Origin of the sequence: Enterobacter sp. DSM 30060 (genome assembly GCF_013375955.1) — a bacterium.
Lineage (GTDB): Bacteria > Pseudomonadota > Gammaproteobacteria > Enterobacterales > Enterobacteriaceae > Enterobacter > Enterobacter intestinihominis.
In genome coordinates, this window is the sequence record NZ_CP056118.1 from 4536903 (window position 1) to 4559734 (window position 22832).

The following is a 22832-nucleotide window of genomic DNA, read 5'->3' on the forward strand; positions in this document are numbered from 1 at the left end:
CGGGGGCTTGCCCCGGTCTTTTTATCTGGAGGATGAATGACTGTCACGGACACCGTACTGGTTTTATTTATTGTTGCCCTTCTGGCTTACGCGATCTATGACGAGTTCATTATGCCTCGCCGCCACGGCGAGACGCTGCTGACCCTTCCCCTCTTACGCCGTGGGCGCATTGATGCGTTTATCTTCGCCGGTCTGGTAGTCATCCTGATTTACAATAATGTGACCAGCCACGGCGCAATATTAACCACATGGTTATTATGTGCGCTGGCATTAATGGCGATTTACCTGTTCTGGATCCGCTCGCCAAAACTCATTTTTAAAAAACACGGATTCTTCTTCGCCAATGTCTGGATAGAATATAACCGCATTAAAGAGATGAATTTATCCGAAGACGGAGTTCTGGTGATGCAATTAGAACAACGCCGCCTGCTCATTCGGGTCAAAAATATTGACGACCTGGAAAAAATCTACAAATTACTCCTTAAAACTCAATGAATTAATTTTATAGCATCGGCTATGTATTGTATTATTCTCAAACCAGCAATATAGCCGATGCTATATCTCCCCTGCGAATTAACTTATATTTATTAACGATACTTTCACGCATAAACCTAAATGAAAATCGTTATCAATATAGTGGCTATATAAAGCCATCTTCGTTGTTGTTTTATATTCTCAAAATATGTTAAGGTTGCGCCCGTCGTTGGGGAGTAGCCGATTTCCTGCCTGCGGGAAATGTACGTGTCAACATACTCGTTGCAAAACGTGGCGCGTACGGATCGTTTTCAGCACACTTACTGTGCCAAAAGCGATCAGGCGAGACCATAGATACATCAACTGCTGTTTACTGGGGGCAGTGATGTGTCATATGGATATCCCCGGTCTGGACGCACTTATGAATATCTCCGCTACGATCCTTCTGGCTTTTGGCATGTCCATGGACGCATTTGCCGCCTCTATCGGTAAAGGTGCCACCCTCCATAAACCTAAATTTTCCGAAGCCCTGCGCACCGGTCTCATCTTTGGCGCAATCGAAACGCTGACGCCGCTTATTGGCTGGGGTCTGGGGATGCTCGCCAGCCAGTTTGTGCTGGAGTGGAACCACTGGATCGCCTTCGTGCTGCTGGTGTTCCTCGGCGGACGCATGGTAATTGAAGGTTTTCGTGGCAACAGCGATGAAGATGATGCGCCGCTGCAACGCCACGGCTTCTGGCTTCTGGTGACAACCGCTATCGCAACCAGCCTGGACGCAATGGCCGTCGGTGTCGGTCTGGCGTTTTTGCAGGTCAATATTATCGCCACCGCGCTGGCGATTGGCTGCGCCACGCTGATTATGTCAACGCTGGGGATGATGGTGGGGCGGTTCATTGGCCCGCTGTTAGGCAAACGCGCCGAAATTCTGGGCGGTATCGTGTTGATCGGAATTGGTGCCCAAATACTCTGGGCACACTTCGCGGGTTAATCTTCGCGCTGCCAGCAATGGATGCTGAAATCCGTCTGGCAGCGAAATTCTGTCTGTGCTGCCAGCGTTTCCCACACCTCTGGTTTTGCCCGCCACGCAAACGGCGTCATTTGCAGTAACGCCACCGCTTCACTTCCCTGCAACGTCATCTCATACGCCACTGACTGCGCCTGCTTTAACGCGAAGCCCGCCAGCTGTTCAGAGTGCGGCGCATGCAGGTGAACTTCATCATAGATCAGCCCTTTTAGCCCCAGCAGATGACGCGGTCCCGGCGTAACGGTGATAACCCACCCGCCGGGCTTAACGACGCGCGCCAGCTCCTCTGCCTTGCACGGGGCATAGATACGCACTACGGCGTCCATACTCGCTTCCTCAAACGGCAGGCGGTGGCTGGAGGCCACGCAGAACGTTACCGCTGAGTAGCGTTTTGCTGCTGCACGGATAGCCACTTTCGACACGTCCAGCCCGTAAGTTTCGGCGCCCTTCCCAGCCGCGACGTCAGCAAACGTGGCGGTGTAGTAGCCCTCACCGCAGCCGATATCCAGCATAGCGGATGCGCCTTCTGTCAGATATTGACGGAGTAAGTCGACAACGGCATCCCTGAGCGGTTGATAGTGCCCGGCATCAAGAAACGCCCGGCGCGCCTGCATCATCTCCGCGCTGTCACCCGGATCCCGGGAGCGCTTGTGCTGTACCGGCAGAAGATTGACATAGCCCTCTTTAGCCTGGTCAAACTGATGTCCCAGTGGACAGATGAACGTTTTCTCCGCGCGCGTCAGCGGCGCGTGGCAAAGGGGACAACTGAAAGACATGACAGCTCCAGGGCGAAAACCAAAAGGCGAAGTGTACCGCTATTCGCCAGGGTTATAAACGGCTGGGTGACGCATCACGATCAGATGGTCAGAATCTGCCGGCAGCCCGTCTGGCTTCACGTTTTCCAGGCGCAAGACGTTACCCATAATTTCGCTGAACACGGGCGCGGAAACGGCCCCGCCGTAGTAGGCTCCGTTTTTCGGATCGTTGATCACCACCACCAGTGCAAAACGGGGATCGCTGGCGGGCGCAACGCCTGCTGTGTAGGCGACGTATTTATCCACATACTTACCGTGTTCATCGATTTTTTTGGCCGTCCCGGTTTTAATCGCCACACGATAGTTACGCACCGCCGCTTTGATCCCGCCACCGCCGGGTAACGCGACGCTCTCCATCATGTGTTCCACCTCGTGAACAATCTCCCCGGGCATCACCCGTTTGCCAATCACGGGGGGATCGATACGGGTGATGGACAGAGGCCGTTCAATGCCATAGCTACCGATGGTGGCATACACATGCGCCAGCTGGAGGGGAGTAACCATCAGGCCATACCCAAAGGCAAAGGTCGCCCTGTCTAACTGACTCCAGAATTTTCGCTGCGGCAGTAAACCTGAGCTTTCTCCCGTTAAGCCAAGCCCGGTACTCTCGCCAAAACCAAAGTTTTTATAGGTATCAAGTAACCGTTGCACGGGCATCGCGAGAGAAAGACGGGATACGCCCGTGTCGCTGGATTTTTGCAGGATCCCGGTCATGGTCAGCTCGGGGTAGTAACCCACATCGCGAATACGATGGCCATCAATGGTGTAGGGATGCGTGTCTATCACGCTGTCAGGCTGCACCAGCCCCTGCTGTAGCGCCGTCATCAGCACCAGAGGCTTAACGGTCGAACCCGGTTCAAAGGTGTCGCTGATCGCGCGATTACGAAAGTCATCCAGCGTTGCCCCTTCCCGATTGTTGGGGTTGAAGTCAGGGAAGCTCGCCATCGCCAGAATTTCGCCCGTCTGGATATTAATCAGCACCGACGCTCCTGACTCGGCTTTATTCCACGCCACGGCATTATCCAGCGCGTCTTCGGTGATAGTTTGCAGGCGTTCATCGATACTAAGCTGGATATTATGTGCCGGTACGGGCGCCACCTCCGTGAGGTTCTCAACCACATGCCCGTAGCGATCTTTCCTGACCAGCCGCACGCCTGCCTTCCCGGTGAGCTGCGTGTTAAAGCTTTTCTCGACGCCCTCAATACCCTGACCATCAATATTAGTGAAGCCAATCAGGTTTGCCGCCACGTGTCCGGCAGGATAAAAGCGGCGGGACTCATCGCGTAGGTTGATACCGGGAAGACGCAGCTTATCAATCCACTTTGCCTGGGAGGGATCAACCTGACGAGCTAGATAAATGAATCGCCCGTGCGGATTGCTGTTTATTCGCGATGCGAGCGTGCTCAGAGAAAGGTGTAAAGCATTTGCCAGGGCCTGCCAGCGCGAATCAAAGCCAATCCCCCCTTTATCAAGCACAGTTTTGGGATCGGCCCAGACGGCCTGGACAGGTACGCTTACCGCAAGGGGACGCCCTTCACGGTCAACAATCATCCCACGCGGGGCGTCTATCGCCACTTCGCGCAGGGAACGCATATCCTCCTGCTTCACCAGATTATCCGGTTTGATAATTTGTAGCCATGCCACGCGGCCTAACAGAAAAGCAAGGCTACAAAAGATGGCGAGACACAGAAGTGCAAAACGTGCCGGTGTAAAGTTTCCGTTGGCCGTTATTGTCTTTTTTTTCACTTTAACCCCAGGGCTGTTAATCAACGCCCTGATTTAACGGGAAAAAGGGATAATAAGGCGGGAAAACAATGCTAATAATCTCGCGGGTTTGCAACAAGATAATAACAGAGGAGGAATACGTAACATTTTGAAAAATAAGTGAATAAAAAAGCCCCGCATCGGCGAGGCTTATGTCTGAGATCGAAGCGCTAAGCGCTTTAGTCAGCAGTGATTCGATCAGATAGCAGTTACGTTAACCGCAGCTGGGCCTTTCTGGCCGTCCTGAATTTCGAACTCAACGTTCTGGCCTTCAGCCAGAGTTTTGAAGCCGTTACCCTGGATTGCAGAGAAGTGTACGAACACGTCTTTGCTGCCGTCAGCAGGAGTAATGAAACCAAAACCTTTAGACTCGTTGAACCACTTAACTTGACCTTTAATCTTTGCCATTTGCAAAATTCCTTAGAGTGTTTTCTTAGCCCGCAGGCTTTAACATAGATAAAACTGAGACATTACTGCTTGAGGCACTAATATAAGGTTCGGCAGAGAAGCGGTATTCAACGACAACGTGTTTACTCAGGACTTCTTTACTGAAAATGCCACACATAAACAGAACTGTACCTCGTTTGACCCAAAACGTGTTATCACACACAACGTTTAATATGGCAAGCCATTTTTAAACGTGTCTCGATCCGCCGCACAAATTCAGGCGTTACTCCATAACAATCTGCACAGTTATGCGAATTGTCAAATGAAGCGCCACCTGACCTCACCGCCCACAGGGTGCGCTGACGCGCCCTGTAATCAAAGACTTTTTAAACATAGCTCAATCATTTCAAAGCGTCCATCCCAATCCCTGAATTTCTTTAAAGGAATGACTGAGTTAGAACATTTTGTGAAAAGTTATGCTGAAAACATCGCAATGCACCAGAGTGTGACAGTGAATAAACGATGTTAAATACATTTTGCTAACTGTATTAAAATCCACCATTTAATAAGCGTTATTCTGCACCAAAATAATGAAATTTTTATGACTCTGCCTCAAAACAAGGCAAGCAAAACGTTTCGATAAAAATAAAACACTTCAGGAAAGTTAAAGCTCACAATTTATTCAACGAAACGGTATGACTTGTATAAGGATAAATATTCGCCAGTTTTCAGTATACTGAAACAGTAGTTAACTGCTGCTTAATTATATGTTGGGATGTTATGGGTTACATTTGATAAGGGAGGAGATTTACGCCGTACGTCAGGCCACCTCCCCGTTCCGGGCAGACTATCGTTCGGCCACCAGGCGAATGAACTCTTCCTCGTCTTGTTTTTGAACATCAGCTTCCTTCGGCACCGCTTTCTCCTCCGGCTCGTTGGCTTCGCACAGACGACGCAGCAACGCAGTCTGCCGTTTCTGCTGATCGAGCAATGCTTCCAGCAGCTCAATCTGCTCGTTTGTGCGGGAGCTGGCGCGATTAACGAAGAACCACAGCACCAGTCCAACGACCAGCACCACTAAAGACATTACCAAGGATGCAATGCTCAGCAGCCCCGAATTCATTAACTCACCCATTTCACCACCTCAGTAAAAACAGTCATTTTACCACTGCAGCCACGTAAGGACATCGCTCAGTGCAAAAATAGCCACTACCAGGGGATAAACTTATTGATTGAACAAATGCCGCTAAAGAACTGTACATCCTGATCGCACATCACATTGATAGTCTGCGTCCACAGCACCACGCATGCTATCAGCACTATAATCAGAATTACCCAGCGTATTTTTTTCACTCCACACTCCGTCTTATGACCTGATGTAGCCAGGTTATCACGGCTATCTTAAACAGGGGCTAACTGTACCTTCAACAGACGCTTTTCGGAATCGTGCACTTGTTTCACTGCGTAAACCCGTTACGCTTACTCCATGACAACAAAGAAAAAAGAGGCATCGATGCGTTTACTCGTTCGTACGATAATTGTACTGGCACTTGTGTGGATCGGCCTGCTGTTAAGTGGGTATGGCGTATTAATGGGAAGCAAAGAGAATGCCGCGGGTTTGGGTATTCAGTGTAAATATCTCACCGCCCAGGGGGTAAGCACGGCTCAGTACATCCATTCCGACAGCGGGATCATCGGGTTAACCAACTGTCCTGTGCTGCGTAAATCATCTGTTGTGGTTGATAACGGCTAATCAGAGCTAAATTTCGCTTACAAAAACGCCGCAAGAGTGCGGCGTTTTTATTGGAGGCATTGATCAGAACGGGTATTCGTTATAGCCCATCTGCTCTGAAATTTTGCGCGCTGCGGTATGCAGAATTGCCACATACTCATGAAGTCGCTCTTCGGAGAAACGCAGCGTTGGGAAAGAGATGCTCAGTCCCGCAATGACAACGCCGAAGCGGTCAAACACCGGCACACCGATGCAGCGCAACCCTTCTTCCTGCTCTTCGTTATCTTCCCCATAACCCTGCTCACGCACTTTATCCAGCACGCTCAGTAGTTCATCCGTACTGGTAATCGTGCGATCGGTGCTGCGTTTGTATTCCACACCGTCAAGGATTTGCTTAACCTCTTCACGATCGCGCCAGGCCAGCAGGACTTTACCAATTGCGGTACTGTACAGCGGGTTACGACGACCGATGCGTGAATACATGCGCAGGTTGTACATGGAGTCAATTTTGTGGATGTAAACGATGCTGTCTTCATCCAGTGCGCCGAGGTGAATGGTCTCTTTCGTCAACCGCGAAAGTTCACGCATCTGAATGTCAGCGCTGCGGATCAGATCCACGTTCTGCAAGGCGCGGGCACCCAATTCAAACAGTTTCAGGGTCAGAGAATATTTTTCTGATTCTCCTTCCTGCGCGACATAACCCAATGATTTCATCGTCTGCAAAAAGCGATAAACGGTGCTTTTCGACATCATCACACGCTGCGACAACTCTGTAATACCAATTTCACGCTCTTCTCCGAGCGCCTGCAAGATGCCAAACACCTTCAGCACGGAAGAAACAGAATCTGGCTGCTTATCCAAATCTGCGATTGCCATTTATCACCTCATGGAGAGTGTTTTATAAAAATCAGAACCGGTTTTTATTATAAATTCGTGTGATGCGCGCTGCAATCTATCTGGGTTTACTTCGTTACAAATCTGCGACATAAAACCGAAATAACGATGCTAAAATAGTTACTCTGAAAATAATTTCACACTGAGTCATTCTTTTCCCATGCAAAAAAACGTTTCTGATGGCCTGCCCTTACCACAGCGGTACGGGGCAATTGCCACTATTGTCATCGGCATTTCGATGGCTGTCCTTGACGGTGCGATTGCCAATGTGGCTCTTCCTACCATTGCCAAAGACCTTAATGCTTCTCCGGCAAGCTCCATCTGGATTGTGAACGCGTACCAGATAGCGATTGTGATTTCCCTTTTGTCACTCTCTTTCCTGGGCGATATGTTTGGTTATCGCCGGGTTTATCAGTGCGGGCTGGTGGTCTTTACTCTCACCTCGCTCTTCTGTGCCCTTTCCGATTCACTGCACACCCTTACGCTTGCGCGTATCGCACAGGGTTTTGGCGGTGCGGCGCTAATGAGCGTGAACACGGCCCTGATACGGCTAATCTATCCTCATCGCCATCTGGGGCGCGGCATGGGCATTAACTCCTTTATTGTGGCCGTGTCGTCCGCCGCCGGGCCGACGATTGCCGCCGCCATTCTGTCCGTTGCCTCGTGGCAGTGGCTGTTTGCCATTAACGTGCCGCTGGGCATTGTGGCGATCTTCTTCGCCCTGCGCTATCTTCCGGAAAATGGTCCGAAAAACACCATGCCACGTTTTGACCTGCCCAGCGCTGTGATGAACGCGCTGACCTTTGGCCTGCTGATTACTGCACTGAGCGGATTTGCGCAGGGACAGTCTTTGTCGCTCATTGCCGCAGAAATCGTTGCCCTGCTTATCATCGGCTTTTTCTTTGTACGACGCCAGCTGGCGCTGCCCGTGCCGTTACTGCCGGTCGATTTGCTGCGTATTCCGCTGTTTTCGCTATCAATTTGTACCTCCATTTGCTCGTTCTGCGCCCAGATGCTGGCGCTGGTTGCGCTGCCATTCTTTTTGCAGAGCGTGCTTGGCCGTTCGGAAGTGGAAACAGGCTTGTTGCTCACACCCTGGCCTTTGGCAACCATGGTGATGGCCCCGCTGGCCGGGTACCTTATTGAGCGCGTTCATGCCGGACTGCTGGGGGCTATCGGGCTGATCGTCATGGCAGCAGGACTGTTTGCGCTGTCGCTCCTGCCCTCCTCGCCGGGGGATCTGGATATTATCTGGCGCATGATCCTGTGCGGGGCAGGTTTTGGTTTGTTCCAGTCACCTAACAACCACACAATTATCACCTCTGCCCCACGTCATCGCAGCGGTGGTGCCAGCGGGATGCTGGGTACGGCAAGACTGTTAGGGCAAAGCACCGGGGCCGCAATGGTGGCGTTGATGTTTAACCTTGCCGGGCAAAATGCGACACACGTTGCGCTGATTACCGCAGGGACACTGGCGACCCTCGCGGCTATCATTAGCGGCCTTCGTGTGACCCAGCCAAAGGCGCAGGCATAAAAAAACCGGGCGGAGATTGTCTCCTGCCCGGTTTTTTTCATCCGGCGGGTATTACTTCAGGTATTCGCCGCTTCGCAGCGCTTCAATACGTTTATCCAGCGGCGGGTGTGACATAAACAGCTCGCTCAGCGACTTTGATTTACCATTGATGCAGAAGGCCATCATGCTGTTTGCTTCCTGCGGCTCGTAGCTGGTTTTCAGACGTTGCAGCGCAGCAATCATCTTCTCACGACCCACCAGTTTCGCAGAACCGGCATCCGCGTGGAACTCACGATGACGGGAGAACCACATGGTAATGATGCTTGCCAGGATACCGAACACCAGCTCCAGCACCATTGAAACAGCAAAATAGATCAGCGGGTTACCGTTGCTCTCTTCACCCTCATCACGGTTGCCACCCATAAATCCGGCAGCAATCTGCGCCAGAATACGGGAAATAAAGATAACGAAGGTGTTCACCACGCCCTGGATCAAGGTCATGGTGACCATATCGCCGTTAGCGATATGGCTGATCTCGTGAGCAATAACCGCTTCCGCTTCGTCACGGCTCATGTTTTGCAGCAGACCGGTACTGACGGCCACCAGGGACGCGTCACGACGCGCACCGGTAGCAAACGCGTTGATATCCGGCGCGTGGTAGATCGCCACCTGCGGCATGGCTATGCCCGCCTGCTTTGACTGCTGAGCAACCGTGCTCATCAACCACTGTTCCATATCGTTACGCGGCTGCTCAATAACTTCACCGCCCACGGATTTCAGTGCCATCCACTTCGACATCAGCAGTGAAATGAAAGAGCCGCCGAAACCAAACAGCAGCGCCATAATCAACAGACCCTGAACGCTGCTCGACTGAATTCCCGTCAGGCTTAGCACCAGCCCGAATACCACCATCACCGCCAGGTTGGTGAGCAGGAAGAGCGCGATTCGCATCATAATATTCTTTTAACCTCAGTTTAACAAAACGCACTATGCGATTACCCACATCGTATGGGTATTGCGGCTATTTTCAAGCATCCAGACGGCGTAAGTCACCAGAAAGACACAACTTTACACAATTGGAAATCTGCCTGACGGAAGGATGAGGAACAAAAAGAAACAGGCACAATTTCTTGTGCCTGTTGGGGGATTATTTTGTCGGAGCAGGTTGAACGGCAGGTTTCTCTTTTTCCAGCTTCGCGAGATCAAGCGCGATATGCACCGTCTCGTCCAGATACGGATCGGGCTCCTGGTAATCCTTAGGCAGATCGTCCAGTTTTTTGAGCAGAGGCTTGCCTTCACGTTTGAAGCGATCGTTGATACGCGCCAGACGTGTCGCGTCATCTTCATTGTTCTCTTTCTCACGCTGGGCGTAGTTCAGAGAGACAATGTTCCGTTTCGCTTTCAGAGCGTTGAAACGCGCGATGTCCTTCATGATGTACTGGAATTCCGGATCCTTCCCGATGCGGTCGTTGTGATTTTTCAGCAGTTCCGGTCCGAACTGTTTCATATCACCCGATTTCACGAATGTCGCGGCATCAATGCTATCCCACGGCAGCGCGTTATCTTCAAACTTCTCGCCCGTTTCCGTCTCTTCGGTACCTGTCGGCATCATGATGTCCGGCGTCACGCCTTTGCGCTGCGTACTGCCGCCGTTAACACGGTAAAACTTCTGAATGGTGTACTGTACTGAGCCCAGCGCCGGCCATTCAGGACGCAGCATCTGGTCGTAAATCCGGTTCAGAGAGCGGTACTGCTGAACGGTGCCCTTGCCAAACGTCGGTTCGCCGACGATTAACGCCCGGCCGTAATCCTGCATGGCAGCAGCGAAGATTTCCGATGCAGAGGCGCTGAAGCGATCGACCAGCACCACCAGCGGACCCTTATAGTAGACCACGCCATCGGTATCGGCATCTTCACGCACTTTACCGTTGTTATCGCGCACCTGAACCACCGGGCCAGACGGGATAAACAGCCCTGAGAGCGAGACGGCCTCGGTCAATGCCCCGCCGCCGTTGCTGCGCAGGTCGATGATCACACTGCTGACATTCTGCTTTTCAAGCTTCTGGAGCTGCACTTTTACATCATCGGTCAGGCCAACGTAGAAGCCAGGGATATCCAGAACGCCAACCTTCTCTTTACCCACGGTTTTCACCGACATTTTCACCGCGCGATCTTCCAGACGGATACGCTCACGGGTCAGAGTAACGATACGGGTTTTGGTCCCCTTTCCGGCAGGCAGGATCTCCAGGCGAACTTTGCTGCCCTTCGGCCCTTTGATCAACGCAACTACGTCATCAAGTCGCCAGCCAATCACGTCCACCATGCTCTTTCCGGTTTGACCTACACCGACAATACGGTCGCCTACGCTGATCGCTTTGCTTTTCGATGCAGGGCCACCGGCCACCATGGAGTTGATAACGGTGTAGTCATCGTCCATCTGAAGCACAGCACCGATACCTTCCAGAGACAGGCTCATTTCGGTATTGAACTGTTCGGTGTTACGTGGAGAGAGATAATTAGTGTGCGGATCAATTTCGTGCGCAAACGCGGTCATCGCCAGCGAGAAAACATCTTCACTGTTGGTCTGCGCCAGACGACGAATTGCGAATTTGTAGCGACGGTTTAACGTCTCACGGATCTCTTTCTCGTCTTTGCCTGTGAGCTTGAGGCTCAGTTCGTCATATTTGACTTTTCCGTCCCACAGCGCGTTCAGTTCAGCCTCATCTTTCGGCCATGGCGCTTTGCTGCGGTCCAGATTAAAGGTGTCGTTGCCGGTAAAGTCCATCGGACGTTCCAGCACTTTCAGCGCGTATTGATAACGCTCAAAACGGCGCTTTTGCGATAAGTTGTACAGATCGTAGAAAAGATCCAGCTTTCCGGAGCGCAGCTCATCACCCACTTCGGATTTGCGTTTAGCGAACTGTTCGACATCGCTGGCCAGCAGTACGTTATGGCTGTAATCCAGCAAGTTCAGATAACGGTCAAAGATTTTGGCCGAAAAGGCCTGATCGAGATCGAACTGACGATAGTGCGAACGAGTAAAGCGCGACGTCACGCGCTCACTCACCGTCGCGTGCTGAGTCTCTTCCTTGAGAACCGGAATTTGATCAACACGCGTAATATCGTCCACAGCGAAAGCGTGGCCTGTTATAGCAAACAGGCCAGCCAGCGCGGTGAGCTTAAAAAAAGTGTTCATGCCAGGCTCGGCCTCCGTTTCAGAACAACAAGTGTTCTGCGCGTACAATCATTGACATACCAGAAGTCAGCTGTACACGAACGCCATCTTTGGTGATTTCCAGTACGGTGGCATCCATCGCATTGTTACCCGCTTTAACCTTCAGAGACTGACCTACGCTCAGGGCGTTGATGTCCGAAACTGGGGTGTGGCGCGGCTCTTCGCGCGGCGCACGTGGGGCTTTAGCTGCTGGTTTGTCAGCACGCGGTTTGCGATCGTTATTTTCAGTACGACGCGGTGCCGGACGCGGTTTACGCTCGCGACGAGGGGCGTCTTCCTGACCGTTTGCCGCTGCGGCTTCGCGTTTTTTGGCCTGCTGTTCAGCACGCTGTGCCTGAACGCGAGCTTTGGCTTCTTCAAGCTGCTTACGCGCATGTTCTACGTGCTGCTCGTCCAGCTCACCACACGGGTTGCCGTCAAGGTCGACACGGGTCGCACCCGGCTTGATACCGTACAGGTAACGCCAGCTCGAGGTATAAAGGCGCAAGGCAGAACGAAGCTGCGTTTTGCTGAGGTTCATCTCCCCCTCAACGCGCGCGACCAGATCCTGAAAGATACCGACTTTCAGAGGACGCGCTTCACCTTCAGCGCTGAAGCACTGCGGGAAACGCTCGGCCAGAAATGCGATAACTTCTTTACTGCTATTCAACTTAGGTTGATTTTCCATGAAATTTCCTGATTACAACGGACGTTGCCAACAAGCGCAGGCATGAACAGGCGACATTATAATGACGCTATCAGTAAATGCTACGTTATCCGTTGATTATCCTGCGACGCTCGCAAAGAATTTATGATAATCGGTCTCTGCCAGAACATTTTCCAGGTTTGCGGCCAACGCGCGCAGCCCCTGCTCATCCTCGGCAGTAAAGCGGCTGAAGACCGTGCTGTCGATATCCAGAACGCCAATAATCTGATTTTTAACCACCAGCGGCAGTACGATTTCAGAATTGCTGCTGGCATCGCAGGCAATGTGGCCGTCAAACGCATGTACATCTTCGACACGCTGAACCTGACGGGTCGCCACTGCGGTACCGCACACGCCGCGACCTACCGGGATGCGTACGCAGGCGAGTTTCCCCTGGAAAGGCCCCAGCACCAGCGTGTCGCCTTCCAGCAGATAAAAGCCCGCCCAGTTCACGTCAGAAAGGCGTTCGAACAGTAACGCACTGGTATTTGCCAGAGTGGCTAAGAAACTGGTTTCCCCTGCCATTAATGCCTTAAAATCGCGATTCAGATCCGCGTAGAATTCTGTTTTGTTCATTATTCAATCACTTAGTTATCTTACATAATTACCGCATAGCCTATTAAAATAAGCATTAAATGCGCTCATGCTCAAGATGAATCCGTTCATGAGTTATTATAACTTTCAACAATACTTATCTGTGTGCGACTGATGGCCCTAAAAACACCCCAAATTACGCCGACAAGAAAGATCGTTGTCCGTACGGTAAGCCAGGCTCTGCCTCGTGCACATTATCAGCGTTGTCCCCAGTGCGATACGCTTTTTATGTTGCCGAAGATGAAATCGCACCAAAGTGCTTTTTGCCCTTGCTGCGATGCCAAAATTCGCGATGGCCGGGACTGGTCATTGACGCGTCTGGCGGCAATGGCGGTTACCATGCTTCTGCTGATGCCGTTCGCCTGGACCGAGCCGCTGTTAAAGCTCTACCTGCTTGGCGTGCGTATTGACGCTAACGTATTGCAGGGGATCTGGCAGATGACGCGCGAGGGCGATCCGCTCACCGGCGCTATGGTGCTGTTCTGCGTCGTCGGCGCGCCGCTGGTGCTGGTCGCGGCAATTGCCTACCTGTGGTTTGGCAACATTCTGGGGATGAACCTGCGCCCTGTCCTGCTCATGCTGGAAAAGCTCAAGGAGTGGGTGATGCTGGACATCTATCTGGTGGGCGTCGGCGTGGCCTCCATTAAGGTGCAGGATTATGCGTTTTTACAACCCGGCATTGGCCTTTTTGCGTTTATTTCACTGGTCCTGCTGAGTATTTTGACCCTGATTCATCTGAATGTTGAACAGCTTTGGGAGCGATTTTACCCTCAGCGTCCCGCGACCCGGCCTGATGAAAACCTGCGCGTCTGCCTGGGGTGCCATTACACCGGTTTTCCGGATAAACGCGGGAGGTGTCCTCGCTGCCACATTCCGTTAAGATTGCGGCGCAACAACAGCCTGCAAAAATGCTGGGCGGCGCTTATCGCCTCACTGATATTTTTATTCCCGGCCAATATGCTGCCGATCTCCGTAATTTATGTGAACGGCGCCCGACAGGAAGATACTATCCTTTCGGGGATTATCTCTCTGGCGCACAGTAACGTGGGGGTTGCCGCCATTGTGTTCATCGCCAGTATTCTGGTGCCCTTTACCAAAGTGGTGGTGATGTTTACGCTACTTATCAGCATTCACTTTAAATGCGAACAAGGACTACGCACCCGCATCCTGCTTCTGCGATTCGTGACCTGGATTGGTCGCTGGTCGATGTTGGATTTGTTCGTGATTTCGCTGATGATGTCGCTCATCAATCGCGATCAGTTACTTGCTTTTACCATGGGACCCGCAGCTTTTTATTTCGGCTCTGCGGTGATATTGACTATTCTTGCAGTGGAATGGCTGGACAGCCGCTTACTTTGGGACGCACATGAGTCAGGAAACGCCCGCTTCGCCGACTGAAGCGAGAATTAAAACAAAACGCCGCATTTCGCCATTCTGGTTGCTGCCTGTCATCGCGCTGATGATCGCAGGCTGGCTTATCTGGACGAGCTATGAAGATCGCGGAAGTACCATCACGATTGATTTCCAGTCTGCGGACGGCATTGTCGCCGGACGTACCCCCGTTCGCTTCCAGGGGGTGGAAGTGGGTACCGTGCAGGATATTTCCCTCGGCAAAGGGCTGAACAAAATCCAGGTCCGGGCGAGCATTAAGTCTGACATGCAGGATGCCCTGCGCGCCGAAACGCAGTTCTGGCTGGTCACGCCTAAAGCCTCCCTGGCTGGCGTTTCCGGGCTGGATGCGCTTGTGGGCGGTAACTATATCGGCATGATGCCTGGCAAAGGTGAGCCACAGGATCACTTTGTTGCGCTGGATACCCAGCCGAAATATCGGCTTAATAACGGCGATCTGATGATCCACCTCCGCGCGCCGGATTTGGGCTCGCTGAACAGTGGTTCTCTGGTCTATTTCCGCAAAATTCCGGTTGGCCGCGTTTACGACTACGCCATTAACCCGAACAAAGATGGCGTGACCATTGATGTACTGATCGATCGCCGTTTTACCAACCTGGTAAAAAAAGGCAGCCGCTTCTGGAACGTCTCCGGCGTCGATGCTGACCTGAGCTTAAGCGGTGCGAAAGTGAAGCTTGAGAGCCTGGCGGCGCTGGTGAATGGCGCTATCGCCTTCGACTCACCTGTTGACTCCAGCCCTGCCGCCGCAGAGGATACCTTTGGTCTGTACGCCGACCTGGCACACAGCCAGCGCGGTGTCATCGTCAAGTTGACCCTGCCGGATGCCAAAGGCCTGAAAGCCGGTTCGACCCCGCTGATGTACCAGGGTTTAGAGGTCGGGCAACTGACAAAATTAACCCTCAACGCGGGCGGCTCCGTTACCGGCGAAATGACGGTGGATCCGAGCGTTGTGGACCTCCTGCGGGAAAAAACACGCATCGAGCTGCGTAATCCGAAGCTCTCCCTCAGCGACGCTAGCATCAGTTCCCTGCTGACGGGAAGCACCTTTGAGCTGATCCCCGGTGAAGGTGCGCCGAATAAAAACTTTGTCATCGCGCCGGCGGATAAAGCTCTGCTGCAAAAACCGGGCGTGTTGACGGTTAAGCTGAATGCGCCGGAAAGCTATGGTATCGAAGCCGGTCAACCGCTAATCCTGCACGGTGTGCAGGTGGGTCAGGTTCTGGAACGAAAGCTGACGGAAAAAGGGGTCTCCTTCTCCGCCGCCATCGATCCGCAGTACGGCAACCTTGTGCACGGCGACAGTAAATTTGTGGTGAACAGCCGGGTCGACGTGAAGGTGGGTCTGGACGGCGTTGAGTTCCTCGGCGCCAGCGCCAGCGAGTGGGTTAACGGCGGGATCCGCATTCTGCCGGGCAGCAAAGGCGCGCTGCGTGAGAGCTATCCACTGTTCGCCAATCTGAACAAAGCCATTGAAAACAGCCTCGGCGACCTGCCGACCACCACGCTGACCTTAAGCGCTGAAACGCTGCCGGATGTCCAGGCAGGCTCCGTCGTGCTTTATCGTAAGTTTGAGGTCGGAGAAGTGATCACCGTTCGTCCTCGTGCGGACGCGTTTGATATCGAACTGCATATCAAGCCGGAGTATCGCAAGCTGCTCACGCCAAACAGCGTGTTCTGGGCTGAAGGCGGCGCGAAAGTGCAGCTCAACGGCAACGGGCTGACCGTACAGGCGTCTCCCCTCTCCCGTGCCCTGCGCGGTGCGATCAGCTTCGATAACCTGAGCGGCGCGGGCGGCAACATGCGTAAAGGTGACAAGCGGATCCTCTTCCCGTCTGAAACCGCGGCGCGCGCCGTCGGGGGACAGATTACCCTGCACACCTTTGATGCCGGTAAACTGGCAGAAGGCATGCCTATCCGCTATCTCGGAATTGATATCGGGCAGGTTCAGAAGCTGACGCTGATCACCGCGCGCAATGAAGTTCAGGCTACCGCCGTGCTTTATCCGGAATATGTACAGACGTTCGCCCGGGCAGGCTCGCGCTTCTCGGTGGTTACGCCGCAAATTTCTGCCGCAGGGGTTGAGCATCTCGACACCATACTTCAGCCGTACATTAACGTTGAACCGGGTCGGGGCAACGCGCGTCGTGAGTTTGAGTTGCAGGAGGCGACCATCACCGATTCCCGTTATCTGGACGGTCTGAGCATTGTGGTTGAGGTACCGGAAGCCGGTTCGCTGGGCATCGGTACGCCGGTCCTGTTCCGCGGTATTGAAGTGGGGACAGTAACAAGCCTGACGCTGGGTAATCTGTCCGATCGCGTGATGGTTGGCCTGCGCATCAGCCAGCGTTATCAGCATCTGGTTCGCAACAACTCGGTGTTCTGGCTCGCTTCAGGCTACTCGCTGGACTTCGGCCTGACCGGTGGCGTGGTCAAAACGGGGACCTTTAACCAGTTCATTCGCGGCGGCATTGCCTTCGCGACGCCGCCTGGCACGCCTCTGGCGCCTAAGGCGCAGGCAGGAAAACACTTCCTGCTGCTGGAAAGTGAACCGAAAGAGTGGCGCGAATGGGGAACGGCACTGCCGCGTTAATCTCGCAGGCTCCGGTGTCAACGCGCCGGAGCCTTTATGTTACACTGCGCGCCTGAATGTTTCCCTGTGGTGTGCCCGTGGCTCAAAACTCCGTATTTCTTCCTGAACAATTCCTCGCACAGATGCGCGAGGCGCTTCCTGCTCATCTCTCTTTCGACGATTTCGTCGCCGCCTGCCAGCGCCCTTTGCGTCGAAGTATTCGCGTCAATACGCTGAAAATCAGCGTCGGAGCGTTTCTGGATCTCGTCTCCTCCTACGGCTGGCAGCTGACGCCGGTGCCGTGGTGTGAGGAAGGGTTCTGGATCGAGCGGGATGACGAGGAGAACCTGCCGCTCGGCAGCACCGCCGAGCACCTGAGCGGGCTGTTTTATATTCAGGAAGCCAGCTCCATGCTGCCGGTTGCCGCGCTGTTTGCCGACGGAAACCAGCCTGAGCGGGTGATGGATGTCGCGGCGGCGCCGGGCTCTAAAACCACGCAAATTGCCGCCCGGATGAACAACCGCGGCGCGATCCTCGCCAACGAATTTTCCGCCAGCCGCGTCAAAGTCCTGCACGCCAATATCAGCCGCTGCGGGATCCACAACGTCGCGTTAACACACTTCGACGGTCGCGTGTTTGGCGCTGCCTTGCCGGAAGCTTTTGATGCCATCCTGCTCGACGCGCCCTGCTCCGGCGAAGGCGTAGTGCGTAAAGATCCTGATGCGTTAAAAAACTGGTCCGTTGAAAGCAACCTGGAGATCGCCGCCACGCAGCGTGAACTGATCGACAGTGCGTTTCATGCCCTGCGCCCCGGTGGAACGCTGGTTTACTCCACCTGCACGCTGAATCGCGATGAAAACGAGGACGTCTGCCTGTGGCTCAGGCAACGCTATGCGGATGCCGTCGAGTTTCTGCCGCTGGACACCCTCTTCGATTCGGCCAGTCACGCGGCCACCCCTGAAGGCTTCCTGCACGTCTTCCCGCAGATTTACGATTGCGAGGGGTTCTTTGTCGCACGACTGCGTAAAACCCGCGCCGTCGATCCGCTGCCTGTCCCTAAGTTTAAGGTCGGCAACTTCCCGTTCGCGCCGGTCAAAGGCCGTGAGGCGACACAGGCGCAAGCGGCTGCCAGCAAAGTGGGACTGCACTGGGATGAGAGCCTGCGCCTCTGGATGCGGGACAAAGAGCTGTGGCTGTTCCCGGTCAACATCGAACCGCTGATTGGTAAGGTGCGTTTCTCCCGCCTCGGTATTCGCCTGGCGGAGATCCACAACAAAGGCTATCGCTGGCAGCACGAAGCGGTCATTGCGCTGGCAGGCAATGAGAACACCTTCGCCCTGACGCATCATGAAGCGGAAGAGTGGTATCGCGGTCGTGACGTTTACCCGGAAGACGGCCCGTCACAGGATGAAGTCATCGTGACGTATCAGGGCTATCCGCTCGGGCTGGCGAAAAAAGTCGGCTCGCGGCTGAAAAATAGCTATCCGCGTGAACTGGTACGCGATGGTCGCCTGTTTACCGGTAACAGCCGCACTGACTGAAAAAACGCATTTTTTTACTGGCGATTTCTCTCTCCTTGTCTAGGATCAAAAATGGATGACTGCACTGGTCATACCAGATTTTGGGCAACAAACCGGAGAGCATTATGACGAAAACCAGCGTACGCATTGGCGCTTTTGAAATCGACGACGCTGAATTGCGCGGCGAAGCACAAGGCGAACGAACGTTAAGTATTCCCTGCAAATCCGATCCGGATTTGTGCATGCAACTGGACGCCTGGGATGCAGATACCAGCGTCCCGGCGATCCTTGATGGGGAACATTCCGTTCTGTACCGTGAACATTACGACAGTAAAACCGATGCCTGGGTCTTGCGTCTTGCATAACCCAAAGAGAACCCGCCCGAAGGCGGGTTATTTATTACTGAAGCTGCGCCAGCGTCAGAAAGCCCCCGAACACCGCTCCCGTATCAATGTAGTGCAGATTGTTGAAATCGTAGCGCTTGTCCACAGGCGTATGTCCGAACCAGAAGTGATCCGCGCCGCTAATGCCCTGCCCTCTACCCACCATAAAGCCCATTAACCGGTCGCGATCCCACAGCACCCGCTGGGCATCTACCGGCTTATGCCAGGCATATTCGGCGGCGGGATAATCCGCATGAGCAATCACGTTCAGACCGTTTTTGCAGGTTATTTCAATAATGTGCGGTAAGTCCCGACACGCGTCGAGTAAATCCTTCGCCTGCTTTTGTTGAGCGACCGTAAGCCCGGTAAACCAGTTACCGCCATTTATCGACCAGAGACTAAAATCATTATTTTCAAGCGCATCTAACGCCATTTGCTCGTGATTACCGCGTACCGCATAAAACCACTTTTCCTGCATCAACTGTAAACATTTCACGCTGTCGGGACCGCGGTCGATAATATCCCCCACCGAGATAAGCAGATCCGCAGCAGGATTAAAATGCCGTCGTTTAAGCTCATCCATAAGCCACTGATAGCAACCATGAATATCGCTGACAACCCAGACATGACGCCAGTGTTCTCCCTCTATTTTCTGATACATAACGCCTCCTGTAAGAAGTATAGCTGCCACAGAAAATGTCATGCGCTGGCGTTGGATATCGCGAATCCAAACAAACCATAAACCAGCCGGAAATAAAGATCGCTGCGCTATTAATCCCTTATTCCCTGGCCTTTAAAATAATGCGGAATAAAAAGAGGGATTTTCACGTGTCAAACATACACCTGCAAAACGATGTTTTTTATCCGCATCGCACAAATATTATTTCTGAACTGGTGAGAGGGAAACGCGTTCCCGGCCCAATCTGGCACAAACGTGATTACCGGTTAAAGTTCCTTCTGCGCTCGCTTTTATTCTGGTCCTCCACCCATCGCATGCTGGAGGCGCTATCCGGGCGCGATGATTTCGACAGGCTGCTCACCTCTCAAATTACCTTGCCGAGCAAAACTCACCGCCAGTATCTGATGCGTGGCCTGAACTCAAACGACCGGGCCGATGCTATCGTCAGCCACTATCAGTGGATTGATAGTCTGACAAATACCGCCCTCGCCCACGCGCTGACCAATCCGCAAGAGGTGCCGGTTGTCCGGTTCGAGGCAAAAAACGGCGAAATCTATACCGTCCACGCCTCGTCCGCAGGTAAGGCTGAACGTGAAGGCGAAAGCACGCTTTGGCTGCATGACAATGACAACACGCTGCTTGCCAGCCTGACGTTCTGTGTCGCACGCAGTAACGGCCGTATGGTGCTGGTGATCGGCGGCCTCCAGGGTCCACGTCGTCATGTTTCACGGGAGGTGATTAAGCAGGCAACCCGTGCCTGCCATGGGCTTTTCCCGAAACGCGTGCTGATGGAGGTGATCTTCCAGCTTGCCTCACGCTCGAACATCAGCGCGATTTTTGCCGTCAGCGATGAAGGCCATGTTTTCCGCGCGTTGCGCTACCGTCTGAGCAAAGGGCGTCATTTTCACGCCAGCTACGACGAGTTCTGGGAAGGCCTGAACGGAAAGAAACTCTCCCCCTTCTGCTGGCAGTTGCCGCTCCAGATGGAGCGTAAAGCACTGGAGGAGATTGCCAGCAAAAAACGCGCCGAATACCGTCGCCGCTTTGCGTTACTTGATGATATTGCGGCTTCCGTACATGCGCGCATTAATCCCGCAGTCGTCTCAGGCAAAATACAAACAAAAATTTAACAAAACAGCCAAAAAGGACTGGACTTACGCCTGCCGGGTTGTGGTATGTTTGAAGCAGGCGCACAGGAAGTGAACCTTCTGCTGAGACGAAAACCGGATTTTATCGTTTATTTTCATGCAGATAAAAAGAGACCGAATACGATTCCTGTATTCGGTCCAGGGAAATGGCTCTTGGGAGAGAGCCGTGCGCTAAAAGTTGGCATTAATGCAGGCTCAATCGCCTTGCCCTTTAAGAATAGATGACGACGTCAGGTTTTCCAGTCCACAGTAAAAGTGGTCTGAAAAAAAGCGTCAGAACATCACTAAATGTGAAAAACCGCAGAGCTTTTACAAGCACCTGCGGTTTTTTTTTACTGGAAACCTGACGGCTAGCAGAGCTTTTTAGCGCGCTCAATAAACGGTGCCAGACTCTTCTTCTGCCCGGGGTTTGCCGGGTCATCCACCTGGATCACGCTGACAGGCTGTCCGTTACTTTTCCCGCTGGCAACCTGCTGCTCCGCTACGTCATTTAACGGATACTGCACGAGCGTACTGGGATTGATGACATACAGCGCGTTACCGGGACGGCAGGTGAGCATGACCTCTTCACGATTAAATGCCCAGTTGTCCTTACCCACTTCAAACCGGCTGACGGTGATGACCTGCGGCGCGGCCAGCGCACTGCTGGCACAGGTGAGAAGTAAAAGAGAAAGCAGTGTCTTTTTCATAAGTTATTAAACCTTGTCAGAAGGGTTCCCAGGTCGCGAACAGGCTGACGGCCGCCAGTACCAGCGCGCCCAGCACCACTTCTGCCTGTGTCATCCTGATAAAAATCTGTTGTTCCCGCCCGGCATCAGGGCGAAAGCGTGGCACAAGAAAATACCGATTCGCCAGCGCAATTGCCACCATCATGATGACCAGCGCACATTTGAACAACAACAGCCGTACATAAGGCGCTTCCCACGGCACGTCTATGCCCACAATAAAGAGCGTATTGATTATCCCGGTCAGCAGCACGCCCGCCACGGCATAATGCCCCACGCGGGAGAAGCGCATCATGGTAAAGATAGCGGCTGGCTGCCAGCGGCCTTTCGCCAGCCGCATACAGAACAGCAGCGGCAGTAAACCGCCCACCCAGGTGGCGGCGCAGAGCAGGTGAAGCGCATGGTTCAGACGATGCAACGCACCCGGCGCGCCACCGTTCATCGCGGCATGTCCCACACCCGCCAGCAGCACCAGTTGCCCCATCGCGAGCAGTAATAGACGTGAGCCCTTTTGCGGGGTAAGCCATGCAGCGCCCGCGGTCACAGCGGCCAGCACCATTTGCCACAGCCAGACGCCACCAAACTGCGTGCCCAGCACGCTGCGCCAGACCGCCGGGCGAATGACATCCCCCCAGCCGTTACCCATTAACCCACTTTGCAGGCCGAACATCAGCAGAGCAGCCATCAGGCTGATTAAGGCCGCGATATTCTGCTGGCGCTGGAAACGCTGCGCCATGAGGCGCTGCAACGAAGACGGTGCAAACCAGACACTGTATAGCGCGTTGCCGAAAAGTAGTATCAGCGCAACAAAATGGATAAAGCGAAACGCTACGTAGCTCAGGGCCAGCATACTATTTCACGCTAAAGTGATAGCTGCCCTTGGTTTTGTGGCCGTCCACGGAGACCACATGCCAGTCCACCGTATAGGTGCCGGTCGTCAACGGTTTCTCAAGAGGAACAATCAGCTTTGCGTTATCCTTCTCGTCACGCTTCACCGCGCCGGTCTGGATTTTGTGCTGCTGCGCGTCCGTCACCACGACGCCGCTGAAGGCAGGTTCAATGCCTTCCGAGAAATTCAGGGTAATGACGTCGGGTGCCGTCGCGACGGTATTTTCCTGCGGGGATTGTTGCTTAAGGTGCGCATGGGCCAGAGCTGATGGCGCGATTGCCGAAGAGAGCAGAAAAACCAGCGCACACGCGACGCGGGAAGGGGTAAAGTGCATCACAATCATTCCTTTTCGTTATGCCTGAATGCTAAAGAATAACTCTGTATAATTAACG

At 53.3% G+C, this 22832-nt stretch carries 24 protein-coding genes and 1 pseudogene; 10 read left to right on the plus strand and 15 right to left on the minus strand.

Annotation, left to right across the window (positions count from 1 at the left end):
- Positions 1-36 precede the first annotated feature (36 nt).
- Entirely contained in the window at positions 37-495 is a 459-nt protein-coding gene (locus HWQ15_RS21615) for a DUF986 family protein (RefSeq protein ID WP_022648449.1), read from the plus strand.
- Positions 496-895: 400 nt separating this feature from the next.
- Positions 896-1462, plus strand: a complete 567-nt coding sequence (gene mntP / locus HWQ15_RS21620; RefSeq protein WP_032622454.1) for a manganese efflux pump MntP — start codon at positions 896-898, stop codon at positions 1460-1462.
- On the opposite strand, the gene rlmA is transcribed toward mntP, so the two are convergent.
- From rlmA to mgrB, 6 genes and pseudogenes are all read right to left on the minus strand, one after another.
- Positions 1459-2274: a 23S rRNA (guanine(745)-N(1))-methyltransferase gene (gene rlmA, locus HWQ15_RS21625; protein ID WP_063148579.1), complete on the minus strand. Its 816-nt coding sequence runs from the start codon at positions 2272-2274 to the stop codon at positions 1459-1461. The genes mntP and rlmA overlap by 4 nt on opposite strands.
- A gap of 39 nt (positions 2275-2313) precedes the next feature.
- Positions 2314-4059, minus strand: coding sequence for a peptidoglycan glycosyltransferase FtsI (gene ftsI, locus HWQ15_RS21630; RefSeq protein ID WP_023300357.1), 1746 nt, complete (start codon positions 4057-4059; stop codon positions 2314-2316).
- A 216-nt stretch (positions 4060-4275) separates the two neighbouring features.
- A complete protein-coding gene (cspE, locus tag HWQ15_RS21635; protein ID WP_001062678.1) occupies positions 4276-4485 on the minus strand; it encodes a transcription antiterminator/RNA stability regulator CspE in 210 nt (69 codons plus the stop codon).
- 12 nt (positions 4486-4497) lie between these two features.
- Positions 4498-4642 (minus strand): annotated as a pseudogene (locus tag HWQ15_RS21640) (DUF2627 domain-containing protein).
- 669 nt (positions 4643-5311) lie between these two features.
- Positions 5312-5599 (minus strand): YebO family protein, encoded by a 288-nt coding sequence (locus tag HWQ15_RS21645; protein WP_022648453.1) that lies wholly within the window; start codon positions 5597-5599, stop codon positions 5312-5314.
- A 74-nt stretch (positions 5600-5673) separates the two neighbouring features.
- Positions 5674-5817: a PhoP/PhoQ regulator MgrB gene (gene mgrB, locus HWQ15_RS21650; protein WP_003859906.1), complete on the minus strand. Its 144-nt coding sequence runs from the start codon at positions 5815-5817 to the stop codon at positions 5674-5676.
- A gap of 160 nt (positions 5818-5977) precedes the next feature.
- On the opposite strand from mgrB, the gene HWQ15_RS21655 reads away from it, so the two are divergent.
- Positions 5978-6217, plus strand: coding sequence for a YobH family protein (locus tag HWQ15_RS21655; protein ID WP_022648454.1), 240 nt, complete (start codon positions 5978-5980; stop codon positions 6215-6217).
- A 63-nt stretch (positions 6218-6280) separates the two neighbouring features.
- Here HWQ15_RS21655 and kdgR read toward each other — a convergent pair whose 3' ends face one another.
- Positions 6281-7072 carry a DNA-binding transcriptional regulator KdgR gene (gene kdgR / locus HWQ15_RS21660; RefSeq protein WP_022648455.1) on the minus strand — a complete coding sequence of 264 codons (792 nt, stop codon included), beginning with the start codon at positions 7070-7072 and terminating at the stop codon, positions 6281-6283.
- A 178-nt stretch (positions 7073-7250) separates the two neighbouring features.
- On the opposite strand from kdgR, the gene HWQ15_RS21665 reads away from it, so the two are divergent.
- Positions 7251-8624 carry an MFS transporter gene (locus HWQ15_RS21665; protein WP_022648456.1) on the plus strand — a complete coding sequence of 458 codons (1374 nt, stop codon included), beginning with the start codon at positions 7251-7253 and terminating at the stop codon, positions 8622-8624.
- A gap of 51 nt (positions 8625-8675) precedes the next feature.
- Here the strand turns inward: HWQ15_RS21665 and htpX are convergent, their stop codons facing one another.
- The 4 genes from htpX to HWQ15_RS21685 form a co-directional block, all read right to left on the minus strand.
- Positions 8676-9557 carry a protease HtpX gene (htpX, locus tag HWQ15_RS21670; RefSeq protein WP_003859899.1) on the minus strand — a complete coding sequence of 294 codons (882 nt, stop codon included), beginning with the start codon at positions 9555-9557 and terminating at the stop codon, positions 8676-8678.
- 193 nt (positions 9558-9750) lie between these two features.
- Complete coding sequence (gene prc, locus HWQ15_RS21675) at positions 9751-11799, minus strand: carboxy terminal-processing peptidase (protein ID WP_003859896.1); 2049 nt, start codon at positions 11797-11799, stop codon at positions 9751-9753.
- A 19-nt stretch (positions 11800-11818) separates the two neighbouring features.
- Positions 11819-12505, minus strand: a complete 687-nt coding sequence (gene proQ, locus HWQ15_RS21680; RefSeq protein WP_003859895.1) for an RNA chaperone ProQ — start codon at positions 12503-12505, stop codon at positions 11819-11821.
- A 96-nt stretch (positions 12506-12601) separates the two neighbouring features.
- The gene (locus tag HWQ15_RS21685; RefSeq protein ID WP_006811006.1) at positions 12602-13099 is read right to left on the minus strand and encodes a GAF domain-containing protein; all 498 of its coding nucleotides are present in this window, start codon (positions 13097-13099) and stop codon (positions 12602-12604) included.
- A gap of 132 nt (positions 13100-13231) precedes the next feature.
- Between HWQ15_RS21685 and yebS the strand changes: the two genes are divergently transcribed.
- From yebS to HWQ15_RS21705, 4 genes are all read left to right on the plus strand, one after another.
- Positions 13232-14515 carry a membrane integrity lipid transport subunit YebS gene (yebS, locus tag HWQ15_RS21690; protein WP_022648459.1) on the plus strand — a complete coding sequence of 428 codons (1284 nt, stop codon included), beginning with the start codon at positions 13232-13234 and terminating at the stop codon, positions 14513-14515.
- Positions 14484-17117, plus strand: a complete 2634-nt coding sequence (locus HWQ15_RS21695; protein ID WP_063148578.1) for a PqiB family protein — start codon at positions 14484-14486, stop codon at positions 17115-17117. Before yebS ends, HWQ15_RS21695 begins: the two co-directional genes overlap by 32 nt.
- 71 nt (positions 17118-17188) lie before the next feature.
- Positions 17189-18637 carry a 16S rRNA (cytosine(1407)-C(5))-methyltransferase RsmF gene (gene rsmF, locus HWQ15_RS21700; RefSeq protein ID WP_196344779.1) on the plus strand — a complete coding sequence of 483 codons (1449 nt, stop codon included), beginning with the start codon at positions 17189-17191 and terminating at the stop codon, positions 18635-18637.
- A 104-nt stretch (positions 18638-18741) separates the two neighbouring features.
- A complete protein-coding gene (locus HWQ15_RS21705) occupies positions 18742-18981 on the plus strand; it encodes a YebV family protein (RefSeq protein ID WP_006811010.1) in 240 nt (79 codons plus the stop codon).
- A 34-nt stretch (positions 18982-19015) separates the two neighbouring features.
- Here the strand turns inward: HWQ15_RS21705 and pphA are convergent, their stop codons facing one another.
- The gene (pphA, locus tag HWQ15_RS21710) at positions 19016-19660 is read right to left on the minus strand and encodes a protein-serine/threonine phosphatase (RefSeq protein WP_063148576.1); all 645 of its coding nucleotides are present in this window, start codon (positions 19658-19660) and stop codon (positions 19016-19018) included.
- Between the two features lie 167 nt (positions 19661-19827).
- On the opposite strand from pphA, the gene HWQ15_RS21715 reads away from it, so the two are divergent.
- Positions 19828-20808, plus strand: coding sequence for a VirK/YbjX family protein (locus tag HWQ15_RS21715; RefSeq protein ID WP_023300363.1), 981 nt, complete (start codon positions 19828-19830; stop codon positions 20806-20808).
- Between the two features lie 45 nt (positions 20809-20853).
- A complete protein-coding gene (locus HWQ15_RS21720) occupies positions 20854-21051 on the plus strand; it encodes a hypothetical protein (RefSeq protein ID WP_032609507.1) in 198 nt (65 codons plus the stop codon).
- Positions 21052-21176: 125 nt separating this feature from the next.
- Here the strand turns inward: HWQ15_RS21720 and HWQ15_RS21725 are convergent, their stop codons facing one another.
- Genes HWQ15_RS21725 through yobA form a run of 3 tightly spaced genes read right to left on the minus strand, consistent with a single transcriptional unit; the run spans position 21177 to position 22774 of the window.
- A complete protein-coding gene (locus tag HWQ15_RS21725; RefSeq protein ID WP_022648464.1) occupies positions 21177-21515 on the minus strand; it encodes a YebY family protein in 339 nt (112 codons plus the stop codon).
- A 16-nt stretch (positions 21516-21531) separates the two neighbouring features.
- On the minus strand, positions 21532-22401 hold the full coding sequence (gene copD / locus HWQ15_RS21730; RefSeq protein ID WP_063148575.1) for a copper homeostasis membrane protein CopD: 870 nt from the start codon (positions 22399-22401) through the stop codon (positions 21532-21534).
- A 1-nt stretch (position 22402) separates the two neighbouring features.
- Entirely contained in the window at positions 22403-22774 is a 372-nt protein-coding gene (yobA, locus tag HWQ15_RS21735) for a CopC domain-containing protein YobA (RefSeq protein ID WP_023300433.1), read from the minus strand.
- Positions 22775-22832: the final 58 nt, after the last annotated feature.

Coding starts and splice junctions, on each gene's coding strand:
- htpX (WP_003859899.1), bottom strand. CDS start 9,557: ATGATGCGAATCGCGCTCTTCCTGCTCACCAACCTGGCGGTGATGGTG.
- prc (WP_003859896.1), bottom strand. CDS start 11,799: ATGAACACTTTTTTTAAGCTCACCGCGCTGGCTGGCCTGTTTGCTATA.
- rlmA (WP_063148579.1), bottom strand. CDS start 2,274: ATGTCTTTCAGTTGTCCCCTTTGCCACGCGCCGCTGACGCGCGCGGAG.
- proQ (WP_003859895.1), bottom strand. CDS start 12,505: ATGGAAAATCAACCTAAGTTGAATAGCAGTAAAGAAGTTATCGCATTT.
- yobA (WP_023300433.1), bottom strand. CDS start 22,774: ATGCACTTTACCCCTTCCCGCGTCGCGTGTGCGCTGGTTTTTCTGCTC.
- HWQ15_RS21725 (WP_022648464.1), bottom strand. CDS start 21,515: ATGAAAAAGACACTGCTTTCTCTTTTACTTCTCACCTGTGCCAGCAGT.
- HWQ15_RS21705 (WP_006811010.1), top strand. CDS start 18,742: ATGACGAAAACCAGCGTACGCATTGGCGCTTTTGAAATCGACGACGCT.
- HWQ15_RS21720 (WP_032609507.1), top strand. CDS start 20,854: ATGTTTGAAGCAGGCGCACAGGAAGTGAACCTTCTGCTGAGACGAAAA.
- HWQ15_RS21685 (WP_006811006.1), bottom strand. CDS start 13,099: ATGAACAAAACAGAATTCTACGCGGATCTGAATCGCGATTTTAAGGCA.
- yebS (WP_022648459.1), top strand. CDS start 13,232: ATGGCCCTAAAAACACCCCAAATTACGCCGACAAGAAAGATCGTTGTC.
- mntP (WP_032622454.1), top strand. CDS start 896: ATGAATATCTCCGCTACGATCCTTCTGGCTTTTGGCATGTCCATGGAC.
- HWQ15_RS21645 (WP_022648453.1), bottom strand. CDS start 5,599: ATGGGTGAGTTAATGAATTCGGGGCTGCTGAGCATTGCATCCTTGGTA.
- HWQ15_RS21665 (WP_022648456.1), top strand. CDS start 7,251: ATGCAAAAAAACGTTTCTGATGGCCTGCCCTTACCACAGCGGTACGGG.
- HWQ15_RS21695 (WP_063148578.1), top strand. CDS start 14,484: ATGAGTCAGGAAACGCCCGCTTCGCCGACTGAAGCGAGAATTAAAACA.
- pphA (WP_063148576.1), bottom strand. CDS start 19,660: ATGTATCAGAAAATAGAGGGAGAACACTGGCGTCATGTCTGGGTTGTC.
- kdgR (WP_022648455.1), bottom strand. CDS start 7,072: ATGGCAATCGCAGATTTGGATAAGCAGCCAGATTCTGTTTCTTCCGTG.
- HWQ15_RS21615 (WP_022648449.1), top strand. CDS start 37: ATGACTGTCACGGACACCGTACTGGTTTTATTTATTGTTGCCCTTCTG.
- HWQ15_RS21655 (WP_022648454.1), top strand. CDS start 5,978: ATGCGTTTACTCGTTCGTACGATAATTGTACTGGCACTTGTGTGGATC.
- cspE (WP_001062678.1), bottom strand. CDS start 4,485: ATGGCAAAGATTAAAGGTCAAGTTAAGTGGTTCAACGAGTCTAAAGGT.
- copD (WP_063148575.1), bottom strand. CDS start 22,401: ATGCTGGCCCTGAGCTACGTAGCGTTTCGCTTTATCCATTTTGTTGCG.